Here is a 24,026-nt window from a genome sequence, read left to right on the forward strand (position 1 = left end):
ACCGCCGGGCCGTGAGAGGTCGCCCGTCGGCGGTATGCGTATGCGGTCGGCGGTATGGGGTCGGTGGTATGGGGTCGGTGGTATGGGGTTGGTGGTATGCGGTCGGCGGGTCGACGGTCAGTCCCGGCCCACTCCCCCGGCGCGGCGCAGGCGGCGGACCACCGCGCGCAGTTCGGTGGCGCGCGCGGACCGGCCTGTCAGGGCGCCCGGCGCCACGGACGGCGAGAGCGGTTCGGACTCCCCGGCGTCCTCGCTCCCTTCCGCTGAGCGGCGGGCGTCGGCAGACCAGAGGGCGAGTTCACGATCCCGCAGACCAGATGCTGTGTACGAAATCCTGTCGACCTCACCGAAGACCCGCACGGGACGCGTCGCGCCCCACGGCTCCCAGCCCGGATCGCCGGTCGTGGCGAACCGCACCCACGCGCCGTGCATCGCGTCGGCCAGGCCCTGCGGGGCGCCGTCCCCGGCGAGCTTCGCGGAGTCGGGCAGGTTCCCGTTGTCGAAGACGAAGCCCAGCTCGAGGGCGTGGCAGGCGCCGAGGCCCGGCCGAAGCGACGGCCAGGCGAACTCGTACACGTACGAGGAGCCGGGCCGGGCCTCGGCCAGCCGCTGGAGCGGCAGCCGCAGCAGATGGTCGGTGACCATCTGGCCGACCGTCTCGGCGGTGCCCGCCTCGGGACGCAGAGCCCGGTAGCCGCGCGGCACCTCGGGGCCGCAGCGGCAGCGGGCCATGGCGCCGGCCAGGGCGACGGCGCCGAGACGGTCCAGCCGCTCCACCAGACCGCCCGGGACGAGCCACAGCCGGTACTCGTCGCGGGTCCAGCCGAGCAGCAGGTCGGCGTCGCGGGCCGCGTCCCCGTCGACGAGGGCCTCGAGCGGGTGGCGCGGAACGAGGTCGCCGTCGATGACGATCCCGAAGGCGGGCCCGCCCAGCACCGGACTGCCGAGCCTGCCGATCTCGGCCTGCGTACGCAGCAGCAGCTGACGGTCGACAGCCGCGAAGGCCTCGGCGGTCGCCGGGATCCTCAGCCGGTTCGCCATCCGTCGGACCATGCGCCGCACCTTGTCCCGCTCGAAGGCCTCCGGCGGCCCGCTCTGGAGCACCGCCCGCCGGAACAGGCCCTGGGCCTGCGGGGCGGCGATCAGGGCGCCGACGCTGATGGCACCGGCCGACTGTCCGGCCAGGGTGACCTGCGAGGGGTCCCCGCCGAAGACGTCGATCGAGTCGTGCACCCAGCGCAGGGCCGCGAGTTGGTCGCGCAGGCCCGGGTTGGCGGGAACACCCGGAAACAGCCCGTAACCCTCCACGCCGAGACGGTAGTTGACCGAGACGAACACGACGCCGTCCCGTGCGAAGTGCCGCCCGTCGTACACGGGCACCGCCGAGGAACCCCTCGTCAGCGCGCCCCCGTGGAACCACACCAAGACCGGCAGCCGGGCGCCCTGTCCGGGCTCGGGCGTCCACACGTTCAGGTTGAGGCAGTCGTCTCCCTTGACGACCGGATCGGACAGGTACCGGGCGAAGGCGTCGGAGTACGGCGGCTTCGGCGCCGTGGGCCCGAAGGCGCCCGCGTCACGCACACCGTCCCAGGGCTCGGGCGGCTGAGGGGGCCTGAAACGGCGCGGGCCGAACGGCGGTGCCGCGTACGGGATGCCCCGGAAAACCGCGACACCGTTCTCGTACCGGCCGCGCACAGCCCCGTACGGAGTCGTGGCCACAGGATCCCGCCACGCTCTGGCCCCGGGGTGCGTCCGGCCTGCCGTCATCTGCCCACCAGCCCTTCGCCGCGCTCGGACACCGGTGACACCAGAGCACCACAGCGGTGCACGGTATTCCGGTGTTCCCGTGCACGAGTCTCACGCTGGGCTATTCGGCGTACGCGAGGGCGTCGAAACCCAGCCGGCCGTATCCACCGCTGCTGGAGCCGATTCTCCGCCGCCATCCCCGTCCAGGGGAAACACGTCTTCACCCACATCACCGACGGGCCTCGCCAAGCGCGCCCGCGTCCGCAAATCTCGCTTACGCGCGGGCATCTGTCGATCCTGAGTACGCGAGCGTCACGTCCGCGACGACGTGTCCGACCGATTGACCCTGTCTCACGGCCCCACCTACCGTAGGGGCGCCTACCGTAGAAGGCGCTTTCAGAAACGTTTCCCACGCAGCTCAGGAGGGTCATGCCCAGCGCCCAGCTGCCCAGGGCTGTGTTCGCCATGGATCCGGTGCACCTCCCTCTGCTGTTCCCGGCGCCACTCCTGGCCAGGCTGCGGCGGGCGGCCGACATCGACCCCGCGCTCGTCGTGCGGGACTTCGCCGATCCGGCCGCCGCGACCGCCCTGGCGGGAGCCGAGGTCCTGATCACCGGCTGGGGCTGCCCCCGCCTCGGTGCGGACACGCTGGCGGCGGCTCCCCGGCTGCGCTCGGTGCTGCACGCCGCCGGCACCGTCCGCTCCCTGGTCGGAGAGCCCTTGTGGAAACACGGGATCACCGTTTCGAGCGCGGTTGTCGGCAACGCCCTCCCGGTCGCCGAGTACACCCTTGCCATGGTCCTGCTCGCCGGGAAGGACGCTTTCACCCACCGGGAGCGCTTCCGCCGCACCCACGTTCCCCCCTCCGCCGGCGAGACCGCGCACATCGGGAACGTCGGCCGCCGGGTGGGCGTCATCGGGGCCTCACGCGTGGGCCGTCGGCTGTTGGAACTCATGCGCCCCTACGAGTTCGAGGTCCTCCTGCACGACCCGTACGTCGACCCCTCCGAGGCGGCCGAACTGGGCGCTCTGGCACTGCCGTTGGAGGAACTGTTGAGGTGCAGCGACATCGTCAGCCTGCACGCGCCCGACATCCCCGAAACCCGTCACATGCTCGACCGCGACCGGCTCGCGCTCGTCCGCGACGGCGGCGTACTGATCAACACCTCCCGCGGCGCGCTGATCGACCACGCCGCCCTCACCGACGAACTGGTCTCCGGCCGGCTGCACGCGATCCTCGACGTCACCGAGCCCGAGCCGCTGCCCGCCGACTCCCCGCTCTACCGGCTCCCGAACGTGTTCCTCACCCCGCACATCGCGGGTTCCCTCGGCAACGAACTGGAGCGGCTCGGCCGCATCGTCGTGGGAGAGCTGGAACGGCTGGCCGACGGACTGCCCCTGGCCCACGAGGTACGTCACGCGGACCTGGCGCGAGTGGCCTGACCCGGCCCGACGGACCAGCCAGGGGCACCGCTGACCTGGCGCTCGCCGCCGCGCGCAAGCCGTTGCCCGTGCCGCGCGGCGGTGCCGTCGACCACGCCGCGAGCCCCTGCCGTCGACCGTCCTGCGTGGCGCCACCGTCGACCGTGCCGCGTGGCGAGAAGAACCGAACGCTCGACATCGGCCTTCACAACTGGAGCGGCAGGAGGCAGGCGGCCGGCGGCCGGCGTCGACCTGCCGGGCCTCGTCCTGACCGGCGCCCCGCTGTCCATCGCTCCGATGTGGATCACGCTGGTGGCGGTGCGCCGCCACTGGCGGACCGGCGTGACGCTGCGCGCTCCCGAGCAGCCGTCTCCCCGCGACCGACGGCACCGGCCGCCTGGTGCGAACGGCTCAGTCGATGACCGCCACGGCCTCGATCTCGACCAGGTGCTCGGGCACGTCCAGTGCCGCGACACCCAGCAGTGTGCCCGGCGGCACCGGAGTGACGCCCAGCTTCGAGGACGCCCGTGCGGCGCCCTCGAGGAACAGGGGCATCTTGTCGGGGGTCCAGTCGACGACGTAGACGGTCAGTTTCGCGACGTCGTCGAAGGAGGCGCCTGCACCGGCGAGGGCGGTGGCGACGTTGAGGTAGCACCGTTCGACCTGGGCGGCGAGGTCTCCTTCGCCGACAGTGATCCCGTCGGTGTCCCAGGCGACCTGCCCGGCGACGAAGACGAGTTTCGAGCCGGTGGCGATCGACACCTGCCGGTAGACGTCGATCTCCGGGAGACCGCTGGGGTTCAGAAGAGTGATGGCCATGCTGTCCGTCTCTTTCGTGAGCGGTTGCGAGCAGCCGCCGGGAGGCGCGCCCGCAACCGGTGGGTGAGCGGGCCCGCGAGCGGGCGCACAGGTGTCTGGGCGCACAGGTGATTCGCTCGCCCGCCAGGCACCGCTACTCGGTCACTTGTGGTTACTCAGGAACCGTAGGAGAGTGTTCGCCGACATGGAAGAACGCACTTTTCGGTGACTGGGGAACCAGATGGTGACCAAGCAGTTCAAGGGCTCGTCCGAAGACGCGGACCTGAGCCGCGCCGACTCCCTGGCGCGGGAGATCTTCTCGGACATCGCCAACAAATGGGCACTCCTGATCACCGAGGCGCTCGGTGACCGGACGCTGCGTTTCAGCGAGTTGCGGAACGAGATCGAGGGCATCAGCCACAAGATGCTCACCCAGAACCTGCGCCTGCTGGAGCGCAACGGCCTGGTCGAGCGGACCGTCTACGCCACGGTGCCGCCGCGGGTCGAGTACACCCTGACCGAGCCGGGTCACGCGCTGCGGGTGACGATCGACGGGCTGTGCGACTGGACGCACCAGTACCTCGGTCAGATCGAGGACTCGCGCCCTCTACGGCTGGTGGCAGTGGAACCGCGACCGGAGCGGTCGCCGACGGCCACATCACCCGCGCTTCGCCACCTGGCGCGAGCGCGCGGCCTGCCGGCGCGCCGCCGCCGGCCACGGTGTTGGAGGAGGTCGTTCGGGGGGTCGGGCAGAATCGGGGGTATGACGAGTTCGGATGAGCAGGGGTCGGTGCCGGGGGCCGGGGTCAAGGACCGGGTGTACCGGTCGCCCGCGGGGATGGCCGGTGGGGTGCTGCTGCTCGGCCTGATCGGCTGGCTCGGGGGCGACGCGATCGTCGTCGGGGACGGGCGGACGCCGTGGCTGGCGCTCGCCGCGCTGATCCTGCTGGTGCCGTTGGTCCTCGCCTTCACGCTGCGGCCGGCCGTGTTCGCCGGTGACGACCGGATGCGGGTGCGCAACCCGTTCCGGGTGATCGTGCTGCCCTGGGGACAGGTCGCCTCGCTGCGGTCGGCGTACTCCAACGAGGTCGTCGCCGAGTCCGGCCAGAAGTTCCAGCTCTGGTCGATCCCGGTCTCGCTGCGGGCGCGCAAGAAGGCCGCGCGGCGGCAGGACCGGGTCGCCGCGGATCAGGCCGCCGAGCGTGAGGGGCGCCCGCGGCGCAGGCGTGGTGGCTTCGGGGGGCCGGGCGGTTTCGGGGGCGGGCTGTCCTCGCATGTGGGCCCGGACGTTCCCGAGGGGCCCGCGCGCGCCGAGTCCGACAGGGCCATGGACGAACTGCGGAGCCTGTGGGAGGCGCGGCAGAAGGAGGCGTCCGCACAGGGCGAGGTGACCGTGCGGTGGGCCTGGGAGATCATGGCGCCGGCCGCCGTGGGCGCGCTCCTGCTGGTGATCCTGGTGGCCGTGGGGTGACTTCGTCCGCGCCGGGACGCCCCGAAGGGGGCCCGGCGCCGGACGATGCCCGTCAGGTGCCGGCGCGGGTGAACCGGGGCGCCGCCCCGCCGGTCGGCGCCCCCCCCGCCGCTCAGATGCCGGCCGCCGCCGACAGATCCCGCTTCACGGCCGCGAGCAGCTCGGCCGCGCGGGCGTGGGCCGCCGGGAGACCGTCGGCCGAGCCGACCGGCACCACGACCTCCAGGTAGCACTTCAGCTTCGGCTCGGTACCGCTGGGTCGTACGACCACACGGGCGCCGTCGAGCGTGTAGCGCAGCCCGTCGGTGGGCGGCAGCCTGTCGGTGCCCTTGGACAGGTCCTCGGCGCGGGTGATCGCCAGCCCGGCCAGCTCGGTCGGGGGCCGCTCGCGCAGCCGCTCCATCGCACGGGCGATGACCGTCAGGTCCTCCACCCGCACCGACAGCTGGTCGGTGGCGTGCAGCCCGTGCTCGACGGCGAGGTCGTCGAGCAGATCGAGCAGCGTGCGGCCCCGCTCCTTCAGTTCGGACGCCAGCTCGGTGACGAGGAGGGCGGCGGTGATGCCGTCCTTGTCGCGCACGCCCTCGGGGTCGACGCAGTAGCCGAGGGCCTCCTCGTAGCCGTAGCGCAGGCCGTCGACGCGGGCGATCCACTTGAAGCCGGTCAGGGTCTCCTCGTACGGCAGCCCGGCCTTCTCGGCGATCCGGCCGAGGAGGGAGGACGAGACGATCGACTCGGCGAAGGTCCCGCGCGCTCCACGGCTCACCAGATGCGCGGCGAGCAGGGCGCCCACCTCGTCGCCGCGCAGCATCCGCCACCGCTCGCCGTCCCGGACGGCCACGGCGCACCGGTCGGCGTCCGGGTCGTTGGCGATGACCAGGTCGGGGTCCGTCTCACGGGCCTTCGCGAACGCGAGGTCCATCGCGCCGGGCTCCTCCGGGTTGGGGAACGCGACGGTCGGGAACTCCGGGTCGGGCTCGGCCTGCTCGGCGACCAGCACCGGCTCGGGGAACCCCGCGCGGGCGAAGGCGGCCAGCAGGACGTCCTTGCCGACGCCGTGCATCGCCGTGTAGACGGTGCGGGCGGTGCGCGGGGAGCCGGCCGAGAGGACCGCGTCCGTACGGGCCAGGTAGGCGTCGAGGACCGAGTCGTCCAGGACCTCCCAGCCGTTGTCCGGGCGGGGTACGTCGTCCAGGGAACGGATCGCGGCGATCTCGGCGGCGATCTCCGCGTCGGCGGGCGGCACGATCTGCGAGCCGTCGCCCAGATAGACCTTGTAGCCGTTGTCGCGGGGCGGGTTGTGGCTGGCCGTGACCTCGACGCCGGCGACCGCGCCCAGATGCCTTATGGCGTACGCCAGGACGGGCGTCGGCAGCGGGCGGGGAAGGAGGGCCGCGCGCAGGCCCGCGCCCGTCATCACGGCGGCCGTGTCGCGGGCGAACGCCTCCGACTTGTGCCGGGCGTCGTAGCCGATGACGACCAGGCCGTCGCGGCTGCCCGCTCGCGGAGGTACGCGGCGAGGCCGGCGGCGGCGCGGATGACGACGGCGCGGTTCATGCGCATGGGCCCCGCGCCGAGTTCGCCTCGCAGGCCGGCGGTGCCGAACTGGAGGGTGCCGGTGAAGCGGGCGGTGAGTTCGGTGACGTCCCCGGCGTCGAGGAGGGCCGCGAGTTCGTCGCGGGTCTCGGGGTCGGGGTCCTCGGCGAGCCAGGTGCGGGCGCGAGCGATCAGGTCGTCGTGCACGGGTGGTCAACCTCTCGAGTCGTACGTGAGTCTGTCTCGCCCCCGCCGGCCCTGCCCTTCCCGTCCCCGGGGGCCGCGCCCCGGGACCCCCGCCGGCGGCGCTTCCCGCGTCGTCCTCGGACGCCGGACGGGCAGGACACGGCGGCCGGACCGGGGGTGGTGGGTGGGGTGGGTACAGGCTGGGGGCAGCGCCCCTTACAGGCGGGCCAGGACCTGGGTGAGCAGGGCGCCCATGCGGGTCGCGGAGTCGCGGCCCGCCTGGAGGACCTCCTCGTGGTTCAACGGCTCGCCGGTCATCCCCGCCGCGAGGTTGGTCACGAGGGAGATGCCGAGCACCTCGGCGCCGGCCTCCCGCGCCGCGATGGCCTCCAGCACCGTCGACATGCCCACCAGGTCCGCGCCGATCACCCGTGCCATGCGGATCTCCGCGGGCGTCTCGTAGTGCGGGCCGGGGAACTGGGCGTAGACGCCCTCCTCCAGCGTGGGGTCGACCTCCTTGCACAGCGCCCGCAGCCGCGGCGAGTACAGGTCCGTCAGGTCGACGAAGTTCGCGCCGACGATCGGAGAGGTCGCCGTGAGGTTGATGTGGTCGCTGATCAGCACCGGCTGACCGGGCCGCATGCCCTCGCGCAGTCCCCCGCAGCCGTTGGTCAGCACGATCGTCTTGCTGCCGGCCGCCACCGCCGTACGGACGCCGTGGGCGACCGCGGCCACCCCGCGGCCCTCGTAGTAGTGCGTGCGGCCCAGGAACACCAGGGCGCGCTTCTCGCCGATCCGGTACGAGCGGATCGTGCCGCCGTGGCCCTCGACCGCCGGCGGCGGGAAGCCGGGCAGCTCGGTGACCGGGAACTCGGCGTCGGGGGTGCCCAGGGCGTCCACGGCCGGTGCCCAGCCGGAGCCCATCACGAGGGCGACGTCGTGGGTCTCGGCGCCCGTCAGTTCGCGCAGGCGCGCGGCTGCGGCGTCGGCGGCGGCGTGGGGGTCGCCCTGGATGTCGTCCGGGAGAAGAGATGCGTTCACGCGATGAGGGTAGCCGGTCCCGGCCTACGCGCGTAGATGACAGAGCCCACCGGATGGCGATCGTTGTCTTGTCGTTTCCGACAGGGGCCGACGGGAGAGTGTCCGGGTGGTCGTCAGAGTGGTGGGGGAGGAGAGGCGGAACGGGGCCGGGCGATCAGCACGGGCGTTTGCGCAGCTCCATCACGTAGTCGTGCGGCGCTCCCGCCGACTCCGCCGCGTCGGCGACCTCGCCCAGGTAGCGGGCGGAGGGCAGCCCGCCCTCGTAGCCGTTGAGGACGTACACCCAGCCCTGTTCCTCGCCGTCCAGGGTGTGCACCCGCACTCGCATCCGGCGGTAGATGCCGAGGCCCACGCCCTCCCACCGGTCCAGCGACTCCTCGTCCGGCGGCGCCAGGTCGTACAGCGCGACGAAGACCTGGGAGAGGGGGTCCTCCACGATCGTCGCGAGCGCGCCCTCCCAGCCCAGCTGCTCGCCCCCGAACGTCAGCCGCCACCCGTTCAGCCAGCCGGTGGCGCGCAACGGCGAGTGCGGAGCGCGGCGGGACATCAGCCGCGCGTCGAGGTTGCCGGCGTACGCGGCGTAGAGCGACATGCGATGAGACTACGGCAGCCGGTGCGCACGTCACCGTCGTCCTCCGGCGTCCCCCGGGTACCGGCGTACCGCCGCTCGGCACCCCGGGGAAGTAGCACCTTCGTTCGTGCGGGACAATGGAGTACGTGACTCGGATCGTGATCATCGGTGGCGGACCCGGCGGATACGAGGCGGCCCTGGTGGCCGCCCAGCTCGGCGCGGAGGTGACCGTCGTCGACTGCGACGGTCTGGGCGGGGCGTCGGTGCTGACCGACTGCGTGCCGTCGAAGACCCTGATCGCCACGGCGGAGGTGATGACCACCTTCGACTCGTCCTACGAGGAACTGGGCATCATCGTCGCCGACGACACCCCACCGCTGGAGCAGGCGGCCAAGGTGGTCGGCGTGGACCTCGGCAAGGTCAACCGGCGGGTCAAGCGGCTCGCCCTGGCCCAGTCCCACGACATCACCGCCTCCGTCACCCGGGCCGGCGCCCGCGTCCTGCGCGGCCGCGGCCGGCTCAACGGCATGCAGGCCCTCGACGGCTCCCGCCAGGTCGTCGTCACCGCCGCCGACGGCACCGAGGAGACCCTCACCGCCGACGCCGTCCTCCTCGCCACCGGCGGTCACCCCCGCGAACTGCCCGACGCCCAGCCCGACGGCGAGCGCATCCTCAACTGGACCCAGGTCTACGACCTGCGCGAGCTGCCCGAGGAACTCATCGTGGTCGGCTCCGGTGTCACCGGCGCCGAGTTCGCCGGCGCCTACCAGGCCCTCGGATCCAAGGTCACCCTCGTCTCCTCCCGCGACCGCGTGCTGCCCGGCGAGGACCCGGACGCCGCCGCCGTCCTCGAGGACGTCTTCCGCCGCCGCGGCATGAACGTGATGGCCCGCTCCCGCGCCCAGTCCGCCAAGCGCGTCGGCGACCGCGTCGAGGTCACCCTCGCCGACGGCCGGGTCATCACCGGCTCGCACTGCCTGATGGCCGTCGGCGCCATCCCCAACAGCGCGGGCCTCGGCCTGGAGGAGGCGGGCGTCAGGGTCCGCGAGTCCGGTCACATCTGGACCGACCGGGTCTCCCGCACCTCCGCCCCCGGCGTGTACGCCGCCGGTGACGTGACCGGCGTCTTCGCGCTCGCCTCCGTCGCCGCCATGCAGGGCCGCATCGCCATGTACCACTTCCTCGGCGACACGGTGGCCCCGCTCAACCTGAAGACCGTCTCCTCCAACGTCTTCACCGACCCCGAGATCGCCACCGTCGGCTACTCCCAGGCCGACGTCGACGGCGGCAAGATCGACGCCCGTGTGGTGAAGCTGCCGCTGCTGCGCAACCCGCGCGCCAAGATGCAGGGCATCCGCGACGGCTTCGTCAAGATCTTCTGCCGGCCGGGTACGGAGATCGTCGTCGGCGGTGTCGTCGTGGCGCCACGTGCCTCGGAACTCATCCACCCCATCTCGATCGCCGTCGACAACAATCTGACGGTCGAACAGATCGCGAACGCCTTCACGGTGTACCCGTCCCTTTCGGGGTCGATCGCGGAAGTCGCACGGCAGTTGCACACGCGCAAGACGGGCGGCGACGCCTAGGCCCGATCGGGCGGCCGAGACGGACTCCCCGCTGGTCACGGGGAGTTGTGGCCCGTGCGGGTGGCATAGGCGGGGTGACTAGGGTCCTATACCACTTCATGTGGTGCTGTGCGAACAACTTCTGCTATTCGGCGCAAAGAGCTGAAAGCAGACGGTCGTCCGCGTTACTGTCAGTTTCGTGTTCGCTGCAGAACGTCGCCAATTGATCCTCGAAATGGTGCGAGCCAACGGAGCCGTGTCGCTCCGTGAACTCGCCCGCGTCGTCCAGACCTCCGAAGTGACCGTACGGCGGGACGTGCGCGCACTGGAGGCAGAAGGACTCCTCGACCGCCGGCACGGCGGTGCGGTACTACCGGGCGGTTTCACCCGCGAATCCGGCTTTCCGCAGAAATCCCATCTCGCGACCGCCGAGAAGACCGCCATCGCCGATCTCGCCGCCAACTTCGTCGAAGAGGGCGAGGCCATCGTCGTCGGAGCCGGCACCACCACCCAGGAGCTGGCCCGTCGGCTCGCCCGGATCCCCGGGCTCACCGTCGTCACCAACTCCCTTCTGGTGGCCCAGGCGTTGGCACACGCCAACCGCGTGGAGGTCGTCATGACCGGCGGCACCCTGCGCGGCTCCAACTACGCCCTCGTGGGCAGCGGGGCCGAACAGTCCCTCCAGGGGCTGCGCGTCTCCCGGGCCTTCCTGTCCGGGAGCGGGCTGACCGCAGAGCGCGGTCTGTCCACGTCCAACATGCTGTCGGCGTCGGTCGACCGGGCCCTCGTCCAGGCCGCGGCCGAGGTCGTCGTCCTCGCCGACCACACCAAGCTCGGCACCGACACCATGTTCCAGACCGTGCCGACGGACGTCATCACCCGCCTGATCACCGACGAGCCGCCGGCGCACGACGACCGCGCCGGCACCGAGCTGCAGGCTCTCGCCGACCAGGGGGTGCAGATCGCCGTGGCGGGGGCGTCGGGGAACCCGGGGGGTGAGGCGGTCCCGGCGCGGCGGCAGCAGCGCCGGGACGTTCCCCTGCCGGCGCCTCGGCGGGGACAGCTTCCCGGGCCGGGGGCCGCGGCGGGCCTGCGGGCAGCCGCGGTGCTGGGGGAGCAGGCGCCGGGGACGGAGCGGGCGCGGGTCGCGGACATGAGGCGCCGCTAGCCGCTAGCCGTTGGTCGGCCCGCGGGCAGGGCGCCTTGCCGCCATGGGCGGTGGGGGTACGTTCGCGGATGCCCGCCTGGTCCGTGGCTGGTCGCGCCCACGCGGCGGAGCCACAGAATGATGCAGCCCCGCGCTCCCTGCTGGGAGGAGGCCCCGCATGGCGAGGAGCCTCGCGTCCCGTGGGGTGAGCCACCGTGCGCCGTATGGCGAGGAACCCGGCGCTCCTGGTGGTCAGGGGTGCGCCGCATGGCGAGGAGCCTCGCGTCCCGTGGGGTGAGCCACCGTGTCCCGCGTTTCGACAGAGCGCCGCCCCTTGGCGGGCGTCCGGGCGCCGAGGTTTCCACGGAGCCGTCCCTCCATCGGACCCGCCCCCATGACGATCAGGTCTGCCCCCATGACGACGGAACCCCGCGCCCTGTACCTGGGCGCGGGGAACCGGAGTCGAGCTGTTCGGATCAGTCCTTGATCTCGCAGATGGGGGCGCCGGAGGTGAGGGAGGCGCCGATCTCGGCGGCGAGGCCCTTGATGGTGCCGGAGCGGTGGGCGTTGAGGGGTTGTTCCATCTTCATCGCTTCGAGGACGACGATGAGGTCGCCTTCCTTGACTTCCTGGCCCTCTTCGACGGCGATCTTGACGATGGTGCCCTGCATGGGTGAGGTGAGGGTGTCGCCGGAGGCGGCGGGGCCGGACTTCTTGGCCGCGCGGCGTTTGGGTTTGGCGCCGGCGGCGAGGCCGGTGCGGGCCAGGGACATGCCGAGGGAGACGGGGAGGGAGACTTCCAGGCGCTTGCCGCCGACTTCGACGACGACGGTCTCGCGGCCGGCTTCTTCGTCGGTGTCGGTGTCGGCGGGGGCGGCGAAGGGCTTGATGTCGTTGACGAACTCGGTTTCGATCCAGCGGGTGTGGACCGTGAAGGGGTCGGTGGAGCCGGTGAGTTCGGGGGCGAAGGCGGGGTCGGTGACGACCGCGCGGTGGAAGGGGATGGCGGTGGCCATGCCTTCGACGTGGAACTCGGCCAGGGCGCGGGCGGCGCGCTGGAGGGCTTCCTTGCGGGTGCGGCCGGTGATGATGAGTTTGGCGAGGAGGGAGTCCCAGGCGGGGCCGATGACGCTGCCGTTTTCGACGCCGGCGTCGAGGCGGACGCCGGGTCCGGTGGGGGCGTCGAAGGTGGTGACGGTGCCGGGGGCGGGGAGGAAGCCGCGGCCGGGGTCCTCGCCGTTGATGCGGAACTCGATGGAGTGGCCGCGCAGGGGCGGGTCGTCGTAGCCGAGTTCCTCGCCGTCGGCGATGCGGAACATCTCGCGGACCAGGTCGATGCCGGCGACTTCTTCGGTGACGGGGTGTTCGACCTGGAGGCGGGTGTTGACCTCGAGGAAGGAGATGGTGCCGTCCATGCCGACGAGGAACTCGACGGTGCCGGCGCCGACGTAGCCGGCTTCCTTGAGGATGGCTTTGGAGGACGCGTACAGCTCGGTGACCTGGGCCTGGGAGAGGAAGGGGGCGGGGGCTTCCTCGACGAGTTTTTGGTGGCGGCGCTGCAGGGAGCAGTCGCGGGTGGAGACGACGACCACGTTGCCGTGGGTGTCGGCCAGGCACTGGGTCTCCACGTGGCGGGGCTTGTCGAGGTAGCGCTCGACGAAGCATTCGCCGCGGCCGAAGGCGGCGACGGCCTCGCGGACGGCGGAGTCGTACAGTTCGGGGACTTCTTCGAGGGTGCGGGCGACCTTGAGGCCGCGGCCGCCGCCGCCGAAGGCGGCCTTGATGGCGATGGGCAGGCCGTGTTCCCTGGCGAAGGCGACGACCTCGTCGGCGCCGGAGACGGGGTCGGGGGTGCCGGCGACCAGGGGGGCGCCGGCGCGCTGGGCGATGTGGCGGGCGGCGACCTTGTCGCCGAGGTCACGGATGGCCTGCGGGGGCGGGCCGATCCAGATGAGACCCGCGTCCAGCACGGCCTGGGCGAACTCGGCGTTCTCCGAGAGGAAGCCGTATCCGGGATGGATCGCGTCCGCCCCCGATTCGCGGGCGGCGTTCAGCACCTTGCCGATGTCGAGGTAGCTGGTGCCCGGAGTGTCACCGCCCAGGGCGAACGCCTCGTCCGCCGCCCGGACATGCAAAGCGTCCCGGTCCGGTTCGGCATACACGGCGACACTTGCGATACCGGCATCCCGGCAGGCCCGGGCCACGCGGACTGCGATTTCGCCACGGTTGGCGATGAGCACCTTGCGCACGATTGAGGCTCCCTCCTTGAAACAAGCCGAGTTTAGGGACTGCCGACACGTCTCATCGACCCGTCCCCAAAGGTGACCTTGCCCACACGGAGCGTGATGCCAGGCTCACTCGACCGTGAAATCCCTTGTAGTACCGCCGTACGCAGCACTCCTCCTCGAAACCCTAGCCCTCCAGTGTGGCCAAGGTCTCTGTGAGCACGTGCTGCGCCCCACTCCGTTTCTTTGTGGAGTCCCTACGAATGGCCCAATGATTCTTTGCCGTCGGCAGAACCCTTGTCCCCGGGTTTACCCGTTAGTAGCGTGCGTGTCGCTGAAGAAGGCTCAGCGGCCCGAAGGACCACCTCGAGGGGTGGTGGTCGGGTGACGGGCGGGCGTACTCGGGCTAACGGCGGTCCTGTGGGGGCCGGGTCGAAAGTGGGTGGGGCCGGTGGTGCGCAGACCGGTGGCAGTGGTCGTGGCGGCCGTGCTCGTCGTCGAGGCGCTCGGCGTCGCGGCGCTGAACTGGTTCCTCGGCATCGTCGTCGACCGTCAGGACATGTCCCTCGCGGGCCTGGACCCGGACATGATGTCGACCTCGTCGAAGATCGGCGGGATCGTCTTCGGCCTCTACTTCGCCTTCTGCGGGCTGGTCGCCCTGCTGGTGGCGGTCCGCGACCGGCCGCCGGCCGGCTTCGGCCGCATCCTGCTGATCAGCGCCGCGGTGGTGCACGGCCTGCTGGGCGCCGTCGCGTGGGGGCTGGTGGGCTGGCACGCGTTCCTGTTCATGGTCGTCGTGCTCGCGCTCATCGTGCTGCTGCTGATGACCTACGACCGCCAGGTGGGGCCCGCCGCCGAACCCCGGGACGCGGGGCCGAAGGGCGAGGGGCCCGTTCCGGTCAGCGGTCCGCCGGCGCCCACAACTCCGTGATGCCCACGCCCAGTCCCGCCAGCAGTCGGCGAAGCAGCGGCAGGCTGATGCCGATCACGTTGCCGTGGTCGCCGTCGATGCCGTCGATGAACGGTGCCGAGCGGCCGTCCAGGGTGAACGCCCCGGCGACGTGGAGGGGTTCGCCGGAGGCGACGTACGTGGCGATCTCGTCGTCGGTGGGCTCGCCGAAGCGGACCACCGTGGAGGCGACGGCGGAGGTGTAGCGGCCGGTGGTGGTGTCGTAGACGCAGTGCCCGGTCTGGAGCGTGCCCGCGCGGCCGCGCATGGACTTCCAGCGGGCGGTGGCCTCCTCGGCGTCCGCGGGCTTGCCGAGGGCCTCTCCGTCCAGGTCGAGGACCGAGTCGCAGCCGATCACCAGGGCGCCCCGGACCTCGGGCCTCGCGGCCACGACGGAGGCCTTGGCCTCGGCGAGGGCGAGTGCCAGTTCGGCGGGGGTGGGGGCGGTCACGGCGTCCTCGTCGACCCCGCTGACGATCACCTCGGGGTCGAGCCCGGCCTGCCGCAGCAGGCCCAGCCGGGCGGGGGACTGGGAGGCGAGCACGAGACGGCGGCGCGGCTGATCGGTCATGCGGTCAGGGTATCGGCGCGCCGCGCCGTGTTCATCCGGGTCCTCCTGGGCCGCCTCATGTCGCCTCGGGGCGCTTCGCGTCACCTGGGGGCGCCCTGGCCGCCTCGGGTCACCGCACGCCGATGACGATCATCGCGATCACCATGGCCAGCGCCATGAGGAGCCCAAGCCGCCGCAACATCTCCTGCATGTCGCGCAGTTCCTCGGGCGGCTCGTTCTCGGGGTCGGACCACAGCATGCGATCCAGCCTGCGACGAGGCGGTGACGGACGCCTGAGTACGCGTACTCAAGTTCCCTAAACGGGACTGTGGTTTCATTAAGGTGTTCCACTGTGCCGGCCGACGAGAGGACACGCCCGTGTTCACCACCGCTTGGACCGCTCCGCCCCAGCTCCCCAGCGAGGGCTTCACCCCCAACTGGTCGCGGGAGGGCTTCTGGCGCCAGTCCGTGCGCCAGGTCGTCCGGCTCACCGCGGGCGGCGACCGCCTGCGGATACGGCTGTCCAACGCCTACGGCACCTCCCCGGTCCGTCTCGCCGCCGCCACCGTGGCCCGCACGGCCGCGGGCGCCGCCGTCGAGGCGGACTCCGTCACCCGCCTCACCTTCGGCGGCTCGGGGCATACGGAGATCCCGGCCCGCGGTCACCTGCTCAGCGACCCGGCCCCCCTCGCCGTGGCCCCCGGACAGGCGCTGACGCTGACCCTGCACTTCGACGCCGTCACCGGCCCCGCCACCTTCCACGCGCAGGCCTTCACGACGAGTTACCGCGGCGAGGGCGACCTGTCGGCGGACGTGGGCGGGGCGGGCTTCGACGCGCGGAGCGAGTCCTGGTACTTCCTCACCGCCGTCGAGACCGACGCGGGCCGCGCGGACGGCATCGCCCTCCTCGGCGACTCCCTCACCGACGGCTTCGGCTCCACCCCCGGCGCCGACCGCCGCTGGTCCGACCAACTGGCCCGGCGCACCGGACGGCCCGTCCTCAACGCCGGCATCGGCGGGAACCTGCTGCTCAACGACTCCGCCTGGTACGGCGAGAAGGCCCTGCACCGGCTGCGCCGCGACGTGCTGGAGCAGCCGGGCGTGGACACCCTCGTAGTGCTCCTCGGCCTCAACGACGTCGGCTTCGGCGAGACGGACGAGCAGCCGACGTACAAGCCCGCACCCGTCCTGGAGGCGGAGGAACTGATCGCCGGGCACCGCGAGTTGATCCGGCAGGCGCACGGGCGGGGCCTGCGGGCGGTCGGGGCGACCCTGCTGCCGTTCGGCGGCTCGGACCACTGGGGCGAGCACGCCGCAGAGGTGAGCCACGAGGTGGACGAGTGGGTGCGCCGCTCCGGCGAGTACGACGCGGTGGTGGACCTGCGCCGGGCGCTGGCCGATCCGGCGGACCCCGACCGGCTGCACCCCGCGTACGACTCCGGCGACCACCTGCACCCCGACGACGCGGGGTACGCGGTGATGGCCGAAGCCGTGGCCGCCCGTCTGTGACGGGCGGCCGGCCGGATCAGGGCCTGTCGTTCGGATCAGGGCCTGTCGTTCGGATCACGCCGCAGACGCGGGGCCTGGTGCTACATCTGCCGCGTTGTCGTCACTCGCCGACGCTCCGCGTCGACTCCCTCCTCCGCCTCGCGGCCGCACGCACCAGGCCCCGCTCACCGCACTGGACAGCACCGTCGATTTCCTGCGGCCCGATCCAGACGACAGGCCCTAGCTCGGCCAGTACGTGCGGCTCCAGGTGGCCGGACCCGGCCGCGGCAGCCGGCGGGCGGCGATGCGGGAGGGGTCCGACCAGGAGTCCCTGGCACCCTGCGCGCCGGACGGCTCGGCTGTCGCCGCCGCGGCGCGGGCGCGGACCACCGCCAGGGCGGCGGCCAGCTCCTCCGGGGTCGGATTGCCCCGTACGACCTTGATCACAGCGGCTCCTTACAGGGGGATGTTGCCGTGCTTCTTCGGGGGCAGGGATTCCCGCTTCGTCCGCAGCTGACGCAGGCCCCGCACGATGTGCCGACGGGTGTCCGACGGCATGATCACCGCGTCGACGTAACCCCGCTCCGCGGCGATGTAGGGGTTGAGGAGCGCGTCCTCGTACTCCTGGATCAGCCGGGCGCGGGTCGCCTCCAGGTCACCCGCGGACTCCGCCTCGGCGATCGTGCGGCGGTGCAGGATGTTGACCGCGCCCTGCGCGCCCATCACGGCGATCTGCGCGGTCGGCCACGCCAGGTTGAGGTCGGCGCCCAGGTGCTTGGAGCCCATGACGTCGTAGGCCCCGCCGAAGGCCTTGCGGGTGATGACCGTGATCAGCGGGACGGTCGCCTCCGCGTACGCGTAGATCAGCTTGGCACCCCGGCGGATGATGCCGTCGTGCTCCTGGTCGACGCCGGGCAGGAAGCCGGGGACGTCCACGAAGGTGATCACCGGGACGTTGAACGCGTCGCAGGTCCGCACGAACCGGGCCGCCTTCTCGGAGGCCTTGATGTCCAGACAGCCCGCGAACTGCATCGGCTGGTTGGCGACGATGCCGACCGGATGGCCCTCCACCCGGCCGAAGCCGGTCAGGATGTTCGGCGCGAACAGCGGCTGCGTCTCGAAGAACTCGGCGTCGTCCAGGACGTGTTCGATCACCGTGTGCATGTCGTACGGCTGGTTCGCGCTGTCCGGGACGAGCGTGTCCAGCTCCAGGTCCTCGTCGGTGACGGTGAGATCCGCCTCCTCCGGGAACGCCGGCGCCTCGGAGAGGTTGTTCGACGGCAGGTACGACAGCAACTGCTTGACGTACTCGATCGCGTCCTTCTCGTCGCCCGCCATGTGGTGGGCCACACCCGACGTCGAGTTGTGGGTGCGCGCGCCGCCCAGCTCCTCGAAGCCGACGTCCTCGCCGGTGACCGTCTTGATGACGTCCGGCCCGGTGATGAACATGTGCGAGGTCTGGTCGACCATGACGGTGAAGTCGGTGATCGCGGGCGAGTAGACCGCGCCGCCCGCACAGGGCCCGACGACCAGGCTGATCTGCGGGATCACCCCGGACGCGTGGGTGTTGCGGCGGAAGATCTCGCCGTACGCCCCCAGCGAGGCCACGCCCTCCTGGATGCGGGCGCCGCCGGAGTCGTTGATGCCGATGACCGGGCAGCCGGTCTTCAGCGCGAAGTCCATGACCTTGACGATCTTCTGGCCGTAGACCTCGCCGAGGGCACCGCCGAACACGGTGAAGTCCTGCGAGAACACGGCGACGGGACGGCCGTCGACGGTTCCGTACCCGGTCACGACGCCGTCCCCGTACGGGCGGTTCTGGTCGAGGCCGAAGTTGGTGGACCGGTGGCGGGTGAACTCGTCCAGCTCGACGAAGGAACCCTCGTCGAGGAGGAGTTCGATGCGCTCACGGGCCGTCAGTTTGCCCTTGGCGTGCTGCTTCTCGACGGCGCGTGCGGAGCCGGCGTGCGTCGCCTCCGTGACGCGGCGCTGGAGGTCCGCGAGCTTTCCCGCGGTCGTGTGGATGTCGATCTCTTCCGACTCGGACATCGGGATGCGGCTCCCTGCCTGCTCAAAGGGGGGGACGGTTACTCATCCGTACAGTAGTGGCGGGCCTACCGATCGGCAGTGCGGCGTTTACCACACCTAGGGTGGCTTGCATGACGCCGCGAGATGCAGAAGGAAACCCCGGAGACAGCAGCCGGTGGTCCGATCTGGACCGTCCGCCCCTCAACGCCGTCGCGCTGCGGCGCGGGCTCGTCCGGGAGGGCGGGCTGTGGACGGGCGTCGACATCGTGCCCCGCACCGGCTCCACCAACTCCGACCTCGTCGCGCTCGCCGCCGCCGGGAAGGCCGACGAGGGCACCGTCCTGGTCGCGGAGGAGCAGACCTCCGGGCGGGGGCGGCTCGACCGGCGGTGGACGGCGCCCCCGCGGTCCGGGCTCTTCTTCTCCGTCCTGCTGCGCCCGGCCGAGGTGCCCGTGGCACGGTGGGGGTGGCTGCCCCTGCTGACCGGCGTCGCGGTCGCGACCGGCCTCTCCCGGTCCGCGGGCGTCGATACGGCGCTGAAGTGGCCCAACGACCTGCTGGTGACCGTCGGCGGGGAGGAACGCAAGGCGGGCGGGATCCTGGCGGAGCGGGCCGGGGCGGACGGGGTCGTGGTCGGCGTCGGCATCAACGTCACGCTGCGGGCCGGGGAACTGCCGGTGCCCCAGGCGGGGTCGCTGCTGCTGGCCGGGGCGGTGAGCACCGACCGGGATCCGCTGCTGCGGGGGGTGCTGCGGTCGCTGGAGGAGTGGTACGGGCGGTGGCGGGGAGCCGGCGGGGACCCCATGGCGTCGGGGCTTCAGGAGGCGTACGCGGCCGGGTGCGCGACGCTGGGACGGACCGTGCGGGCGGAGCTGCCCGGGGATCGGTCGGTGGTCGGCGAGGCGGTGGCCGTGGACGGGGACGGGCGACTGGTGCTCGCCACGGAGCAGGGCGTACGGGAGCCGGTGGGCGCGGGCGACATCGTGCACCTGCGGCCGGCGTGAGGTGTTCGCCCGCCCCCGCCGCCCCTTCCCGCGGCGGACCCGAGGGCTGCGCCCCGCAGGCTGTCGGCCCTGAACGGGCCTCGTCCGCGAACGCCGGACGGGCTGGGATGCCGATTCGCGTGGGTGGGTGGGAGACTTCACCGACGGAGTGAGCTGGCGCACACCTGCCGTAGAGTTGAGGCCGGTCGAAACCTGACCGCGATAGATCGGAAGGGCAGCAGGCGTGACCGTCGACGACACGGGCTCCGACGAGGGCGCGGACGGCCGGGTTGACGTGCCGGCCGCCGACTCCGGCGACGACCCCCTCGCCCTGCGCCTCGAGCAGCTCATCCTCGGCGCCGAGCGCCGCTACACCCCTTTCCAGGCGGCCCGCAGCGCCGGCGTCTCCATGGAGCTGGCCTCCCGCTTCTGGCGGGCCATGGGCTTCGCCGACATCGGACAGGCCAGGGCGCTCACCGAGGCCGACGTACTGGCCCTGCGCCGCCTGGCCGGCCTCGTCGAGGCGGGGCTGCTCAGCGAGGCCATGGCGGTGCAGGTCGCGCGGTCCACGGGGCAGACCACCGCCCGGTTGGCCGAGTGGCAGATCGATTCCTTCCTGGAAGGGCTGACCGAGCCGCCCGAGCCGGGAATGACCCGCACCGAGGTGACGTATCCGATCGTCGAGCTGCTGCTGCCCGAGCTGGAGGAGTTCCTCGTCTACGTGTGGCGCCGGCAGCTCGCCGCCTCGGCGGGCCGGGTCGTGCAGGCCGCGGACGACGAGGAGATGGTCGACCGGCGGCTCGCGGTCTGCTTCGCCGACCTGGTCGGGTTCACGCGGCTGACCCGCCGTATGGAGGAGGAGGAACTCGGCGAGCTGGTCGAGGCCTTCGAGACCACCGCGGCCGACCTGGTCGCCGCCCGCGGCGGGCGCCTGATCAAGACCCTCGGCGACGAGGTGCTGTACGCGGCCGACGACGCCGGCACCGCCGCCGAGATCGCGCTGCTGCTCGTCGAGACGATGAGCGACGACGCGACGATGCCCGAGCTGCGCGTCGGCATGGCCTTCGGCACGGTGACCACCCGGATGGGCGATGTCTTCGGTACGACGGTCAACCTGGCCTCCCGGCTGACGTCGATAGCGCCTCGGGACGCCGTGCTCGTCGACAGCGCCTTCGCGGAGGAGCTGATCCGTACCGGTGACGCGCCCGCCTCGGAGGCGGAGGCCGCCGAGGCCGCGGCAGCCGCCGAGAAGGAGGGCGAGGAGCCGCCCGTCTACCGGTTCGCGCTCCAGCCGATGTGGCAGCGGCCTGTGCGAGGGCTCGGTGTCGTCGAGCCCTGGCTGCTCACGCGGCGGGATGCCGGCCGCGAGGGGGAGTAGGCCGCGCCGCTCAGCCGCCGGGGCCGGGCAGCGGGTCCACGCACAGGCCGACGACCGGCAGGCACAGTCCCGGACGGCTCGTCGGCCCCGCGGCGGGCGGGACGGTGCCCGGCCCGGGCGCCGGCGTCGCCGTCGGCCCCGGAGGCTGGGGAGCCCTGCTCCGGGAGGAGGGTGTGGCCGCCGGGGGGCGTGCCCCCTCGTCGGCCGGTTGCCTCGTGCGCGGGGCGTACGGACCGCTGGGCGTGCGGACCGCGGAGGTCGGGGAGGTCGGCGAGGCGCTGGGGACCGCGCCGGCGGCGGCCGTGCTGCCGCCGCCCATCGGGGCCGGGGCGGTGGACGTCGGCCCGGGCGTCCCGGACACCGTGGCCGCCGCGTCGGTCGGGTCGGGCGCCGCCCGGTTTCCGGCTCCTGCCGGGTGTCCGTGGTGGGCTGGAGCCGGGGCCCGGCCTCGGCCGTGCCCCCGCCCGAGTCGGAGGCCGGCCGCAGCAGACTCAGCGCGCCCACCGCCAGGGCCAACCCGCCCGCGGCGAACAGCGCCTTCCGGGGGCGCGGCCGGCGATGCCGCCCCCGCGCGTGGGAGAACGACCCGAGACGGACGTCCACCTCGTCGTCGGTCCCTTCCGCCCGGCCCGCTTCCGCGCCTGTGGTCCGGCCGCTCACCGGTGTGGTCGTCATCGCGTTCCCTCCCCGATGTGGTCGCGCCCCCTCTGCGCCGTGGCCGACGCACGTTATGCGCTCCCTTGGGCGGTGCGGGTGGAGTCGGGTGGGATGTCACTCGAACGGGTGGGCGGAGGTCGAGCGGGACGCGGGCGGGCCTTTCCCCGGCGGGGCGCGGCTGCGATGATCGGGCCGGCCAGGTTTGTTAACCCGCGTTAACCCGGAGGGTGTCATGAGCGAGGAACGGTTCGGGGAGTTCGTGCTGGTGCGGCGGCACGGGGACGGGCATGTCGCGGAGTTGGTCCTCGACCGGCCCAAGGCCATGAACGCCGTCTCGACGGAGATGGCCCGGTCCCTCGGGGCCGCCTGTACGGCGCTGGGTGAGGACCGGGACGTCCGGGTGGTGGTGCTCACCTCGACGCACGAGCGGGCCTTCTGCGTCGGGGCGGACCTCAAGGAGCGCAACTCGCTCTCCGACGCCGAACTGGTGCGGCAGCGGCCGGTCGCGCGGGGGGCGTACACCGGTGTGCTGGAGCTGCCCGTGCCGACGGTCGCGGCGGTGCACGGGTTCGCGCTGGGCGGCGGTTTCGAGCTGGCGCTGGCCTGCGATGTGATCGTGGCGGACCGTACGGCCGTGGTGGGGCTGCCCGAGGTGTCGGTGGGGGTGATCCCGGGCGGCGGCGGGACGCAGTTGCTGCCCCGCCGGGTGGGCGCGGCGCGCGCGGCCGAGCTGATCTTCTCCGCGCGGCGGGTCGAGGCCGTGGAGGCCAGGGAACTGGGCCTGGTGGACGTGCTGGTGGACGAGGGGCGGGACCGGGAGGAGGCGCTGGCGCTGGGCGAGCGGATCGGGGCGAACTCGCCGGTGGGGTTGCGCGCGGCCAAGCGCGCCCTGCGGCTGGGCCAGGGGCTGGATCTGCGGGCGGGTCTGGAGGTGGAGGACGCGGCCTGGCGGGCGGTGGCCTTCTCGGGGGACCGGGCGGAGGGCGTCGCGGCCTTCAACGAGAAGCGGAAGCCGCAGTGGCCGGGTGAGTGAATCGGTCTCCGTGCAGGGGGGGGCGTCACGCCAGGCCTTCGCCCCGGGGCGTCACTCCAGGCGCTACCCCGGAGTCTCCTTTGTGACCAAATGTCCCTAGCCTGGGGAGATGGGTGAGGACAGACGCCTCGTGGCCGTGGTGGCGCTGGCGCAGGGGATGGCGGCGGCGCGCACGCCCCGTGAGTCGTGGCGGGCGGCGGCGCTCGGCGCCTGCCGTGCGCTGGCCGGGGGGTTCGCCGCGCTGTCGGTCTGGGAGCGGGACCTCGGGCGGTTGCGCGTCCTCGTGAACGTGGGGGACCGGGCGCCGGACGAGGACGAGTTCCCGGACGGTGAGGCCTATCCGGTGCACCAGTTCCCGGAGATCACCGAGTTCCTGCACGAGCGCTGGGTGGCGGGTGGCGAGCCCGACGCCTGGGTGGAGACGGCCCAGGGACCGGCCGCCGGCCGCCCCGGCTACTGCCACCAGCGGGTCGCCGCGCTGCGCCGCCGTGGGCGCGGCTCCTGTGTGGTCGCGCCGATCGTGCTGCACGGCCGGGCCTGGGGCGAGCTGTACGTGGCCCGCTCCTCCGGTACTCCCGTCTTCGACCGTGGCGACGCCGACTTCGCGACCGTTCTGGCGGCCGTCGTCGCGGCCGGGCTCGCACAGACCGAGCGGCTGGAGGAGGCCCGCCGGCTCGCCTTCACGGACGCCCTCACCGGCCTGGCCAACCGCCGTGCCGTCGACGTACGCCTGGAGGAGGCCGTGGATCGGCATCGGACGCACGGGGACGTGGTGAGCCTGGTGGTGTGCGATCTGAACGGACTCAAGCGGGTGAACGACACCTGCGGGCATGCCGTCGGCGACCGGCTGCTGGAGCGGTTCGGGTCGGTGCTGTCGCTGTGCGGGGCGATGCTGCCCGGCGCGCTGGCCGCCCGGCTCGGCGGGGACGAGTTCTGTCTGCTCGCCGTCGGACCGTCCGCCGACGACGTGGTGAAGGTCGCCGGTGAACTCTGCCGCCGGGCCGCCGAGCTGGAGCTGGGCGAGGGGGTGGCCTGCGGGGTCGCCTCCACCGAGGACCCCATCGGACCGGTGGGTTCGGCCCGCCGCCTGTTCCGGCTCGCGGACGCGGCCCAGTACCGTGCCAAGGCCGTACGGGCCGCCCGGCCGGTCGTCGCGGGGCGCGAGGGCCCCGACGATCCGGTGGTCCGGCTCGCCGACGAGCCGCCGCGCGGGCCTGCCGGAGAGCGGCGGCGCTTCCGCGGGCGGCACTGA

19 protein-coding genes and 2 pseudogenes are annotated in these 24,026 nt (G+C 72.7%); 11 read left to right on the forward strand and 10 right to left on the reverse strand.

The genetic code is table 11. The features are described 5' to 3' along the window. Window positions 1-117: 117 nt before the first annotated feature. Complete coding sequence (locus BM536_RS26105; RefSeq protein WP_073499933.1) at window positions 118-1,767, reverse strand: carboxylesterase/lipase family protein; 1,650 nt, start codon at window positions 1,765-1,767, stop codon at window positions 118-120. 408 nt (window positions 1,768-2,175) lie between these two features. On the opposite strand from BM536_RS26105, the gene BM536_RS26110 reads away from it, so the two are divergent. Further along, on the forward strand, window positions 2,176-3,189 hold the full coding sequence (locus BM536_RS26110) for a hydroxyacid dehydrogenase (protein WP_073499932.1): 1,014 nt from the start codon (window positions 2,176-2,178) through the stop codon (window positions 3,187-3,189). Between the two features lie 390 nt (window positions 3,190-3,579). On the opposite strand, the gene BM536_RS26115 is transcribed toward BM536_RS26110, so the two are convergent. Then, entirely contained in the window at window positions 3,580-3,987 is a 408-nt protein-coding gene (locus tag BM536_RS26115) for a RidA family protein (protein WP_073499931.1), read from the reverse strand. Window positions 3,988-4,207: 220 nt separating this feature from the next. On the opposite strand from BM536_RS26115, the pseudogene BM536_RS26120 reads away from it, so the two are divergent. Beyond that, window positions 4,208-4,495, forward strand: a pseudogene (locus tag BM536_RS26120) (winged helix-turn-helix transcriptional regulator); the annotation flags it as partial. A gap of 234 nt (window positions 4,496-4,729) precedes the next feature. Next, entirely contained in the window at window positions 4,730-5,437 is a 708-nt protein-coding gene (locus BM536_RS26125; protein WP_094103644.1) for a PH domain-containing protein, read from the forward strand. Between the two features lie 112 nt (window positions 5,438-5,549). Here the strand turns inward: BM536_RS26125 and BM536_RS26130 are convergent. The 3 genes and pseudogenes from BM536_RS26130 to BM536_RS26140 form a co-directional block, all read right to left on the reverse strand. Continuing rightward, a pseudogene (locus tag BM536_RS26130) lies at window positions 5,550-7,180 on the reverse strand (phospho-sugar mutase). Between the two features lie 195 nt (window positions 7,181-7,375). After that, entirely contained in the window at window positions 7,376-8,200 is an 825-nt protein-coding gene (locus BM536_RS26135) for a purine-nucleoside phosphorylase (RefSeq protein WP_094103586.1), read from the reverse strand. 154 nt (window positions 8,201-8,354) lie between these two features. After that, window positions 8,355-8,792 (reverse strand): gamma-glutamylcyclotransferase family protein, encoded by a 438-nt coding sequence (locus BM536_RS26140; RefSeq protein WP_073496227.1) that lies wholly within the window; start codon window positions 8,790-8,792, stop codon window positions 8,355-8,357. A 116-nt stretch (window positions 8,793-8,908) separates the two neighbouring features. On the opposite strand from BM536_RS26140, the gene BM536_RS26145 reads away from it, so the two are divergent. Next, complete coding sequence (locus tag BM536_RS26145; RefSeq protein WP_073496225.1) at window positions 8,909-10,357, forward strand: NAD(P)H-quinone dehydrogenase; 1,449 nt, start codon at window positions 8,909-8,911, stop codon at window positions 10,355-10,357. Between the two features lie 178 nt (window positions 10,358-10,535). Beyond that, entirely contained in the window at window positions 10,536-11,504 is a 969-nt protein-coding gene (locus BM536_RS26150; protein WP_094103587.1) for a DeoR/GlpR family DNA-binding transcription regulator, read from the forward strand. A gap of 455 nt (window positions 11,505-11,959) precedes the next feature. On the opposite strand, the gene BM536_RS26155 is transcribed toward BM536_RS26150, so the two are convergent. Beyond that, window positions 11,960-13,732, reverse strand: a complete 1,773-nt coding sequence (locus BM536_RS26155; protein ID WP_094103588.1) for an acetyl/propionyl/methylcrotonyl-CoA carboxylase subunit alpha — start codon at window positions 13,730-13,732, stop codon at window positions 11,960-11,962. A gap of 427 nt (window positions 13,733-14,159) precedes the next feature. Here BM536_RS26155 and BM536_RS26160 point away from each other — a divergent pair, with 427 nt between their 5' ends. Then, window positions 14,160-14,639, forward strand: coding sequence for a hypothetical protein (locus BM536_RS26160; protein WP_073499409.1), 480 nt, complete (start codon window positions 14,160-14,162; stop codon window positions 14,637-14,639). Here the strand turns inward: BM536_RS26160 and BM536_RS26165 are convergent. Together BM536_RS26165 and mmpB are read right to left on the reverse strand one after the other, a co-directional pair. Then, window positions 14,608-15,228, reverse strand: coding sequence for a nucleoside triphosphate pyrophosphatase (locus BM536_RS26165; RefSeq protein ID WP_073499411.1), 621 nt, complete (start codon window positions 15,226-15,228; stop codon window positions 14,608-14,610). The genes BM536_RS26160 and BM536_RS26165 overlap by 32 nt on opposite strands. 109 nt (window positions 15,229-15,337) lie before the next feature. After that, window positions 15,338-15,466, reverse strand: a complete 129-nt coding sequence (mmpB, locus tag BM536_RS44050) for a morphogenic membrane protein MmpB (RefSeq protein WP_094103589.1) — start codon at window positions 15,464-15,466, stop codon at window positions 15,338-15,340. A gap of 119 nt (window positions 15,467-15,585) precedes the next feature. Here mmpB and BM536_RS26175 point away from each other — a divergent pair, with 119 nt between their 5' ends. After that, the gene (locus BM536_RS26175; protein WP_094103590.1) at window positions 15,586-16,716 is read left to right on the forward strand and encodes an SGNH/GDSL hydrolase family protein; all 1,131 of its coding nucleotides are present in this window, start codon (window positions 15,586-15,588) and stop codon (window positions 16,714-16,716) included. Window positions 16,717-16,935: 219 nt separating this feature from the next. Here the strand turns inward: BM536_RS26175 and BM536_RS26180 are convergent, their stop codons facing one another. Together BM536_RS26180 and BM536_RS26185 are read right to left on the reverse strand one after the other, a co-directional pair. After that, window positions 16,936-17,142, reverse strand: a complete 207-nt coding sequence (locus tag BM536_RS26180) for an acyl-CoA carboxylase epsilon subunit (protein WP_073499413.1) — start codon at window positions 17,140-17,142, stop codon at window positions 16,936-16,938. Between the two features lie 9 nt (window positions 17,143-17,151). After that, the gene (locus tag BM536_RS26185; RefSeq protein ID WP_073499415.1) at window positions 17,152-18,744 is read right to left on the reverse strand and encodes an acyl-CoA carboxylase subunit beta; all 1,593 of its coding nucleotides are present in this window, start codon (window positions 18,742-18,744) and stop codon (window positions 17,152-17,154) included. A gap of 110 nt (window positions 18,745-18,854) precedes the next feature. On the opposite strand from BM536_RS26185, the gene BM536_RS26190 reads away from it, so the two are divergent. The 4 genes from BM536_RS26190 to BM536_RS26210 all read left to right on the forward strand — a co-directional run bounded on the left by BM536_RS26190 (window position 18,855) and on the right by BM536_RS26210 (window position 24,026). Continuing rightward, a complete protein-coding gene (locus BM536_RS26190; protein ID WP_073499416.1) occupies window positions 18,855-19,727 on the forward strand; it encodes a biotin--[acetyl-CoA-carboxylase] ligase in 873 nt (290 codons plus the stop codon). 223 nt (window positions 19,728-19,950) lie between these two features. Then, on the forward strand, window positions 19,951-21,084 hold the full coding sequence (locus tag BM536_RS26195; protein WP_073499418.1) for an adenylate/guanylate cyclase domain-containing protein: 1,134 nt from the start codon (window positions 19,951-19,953) through the stop codon (window positions 21,082-21,084). 889 nt (window positions 21,085-21,973) lie between these two features. Further along, a complete protein-coding gene (locus BM536_RS26205) occupies window positions 21,974-22,774 on the forward strand; it encodes an enoyl-CoA hydratase/isomerase family protein (RefSeq protein WP_094103591.1) in 801 nt (266 codons plus the stop codon). Between the two features lie 109 nt (window positions 22,775-22,883). Beyond that, window positions 22,884-24,026 carry a GGDEF domain-containing protein gene (locus BM536_RS26210; RefSeq protein ID WP_073493293.1) on the forward strand — a complete coding sequence of 381 codons (1,143 nt, stop codon included), beginning with the start codon at window positions 22,884-22,886 and terminating at the stop codon, window positions 24,024-24,026.

The sequence above is a fragment of the Streptomyces phaeoluteigriseus genome, assembly GCF_001896135.2.
Lineage (GTDB): Bacteria > Actinomycetota > Actinomycetes > Streptomycetales > Streptomycetaceae > Streptomyces > Streptomyces phaeoluteigriseus.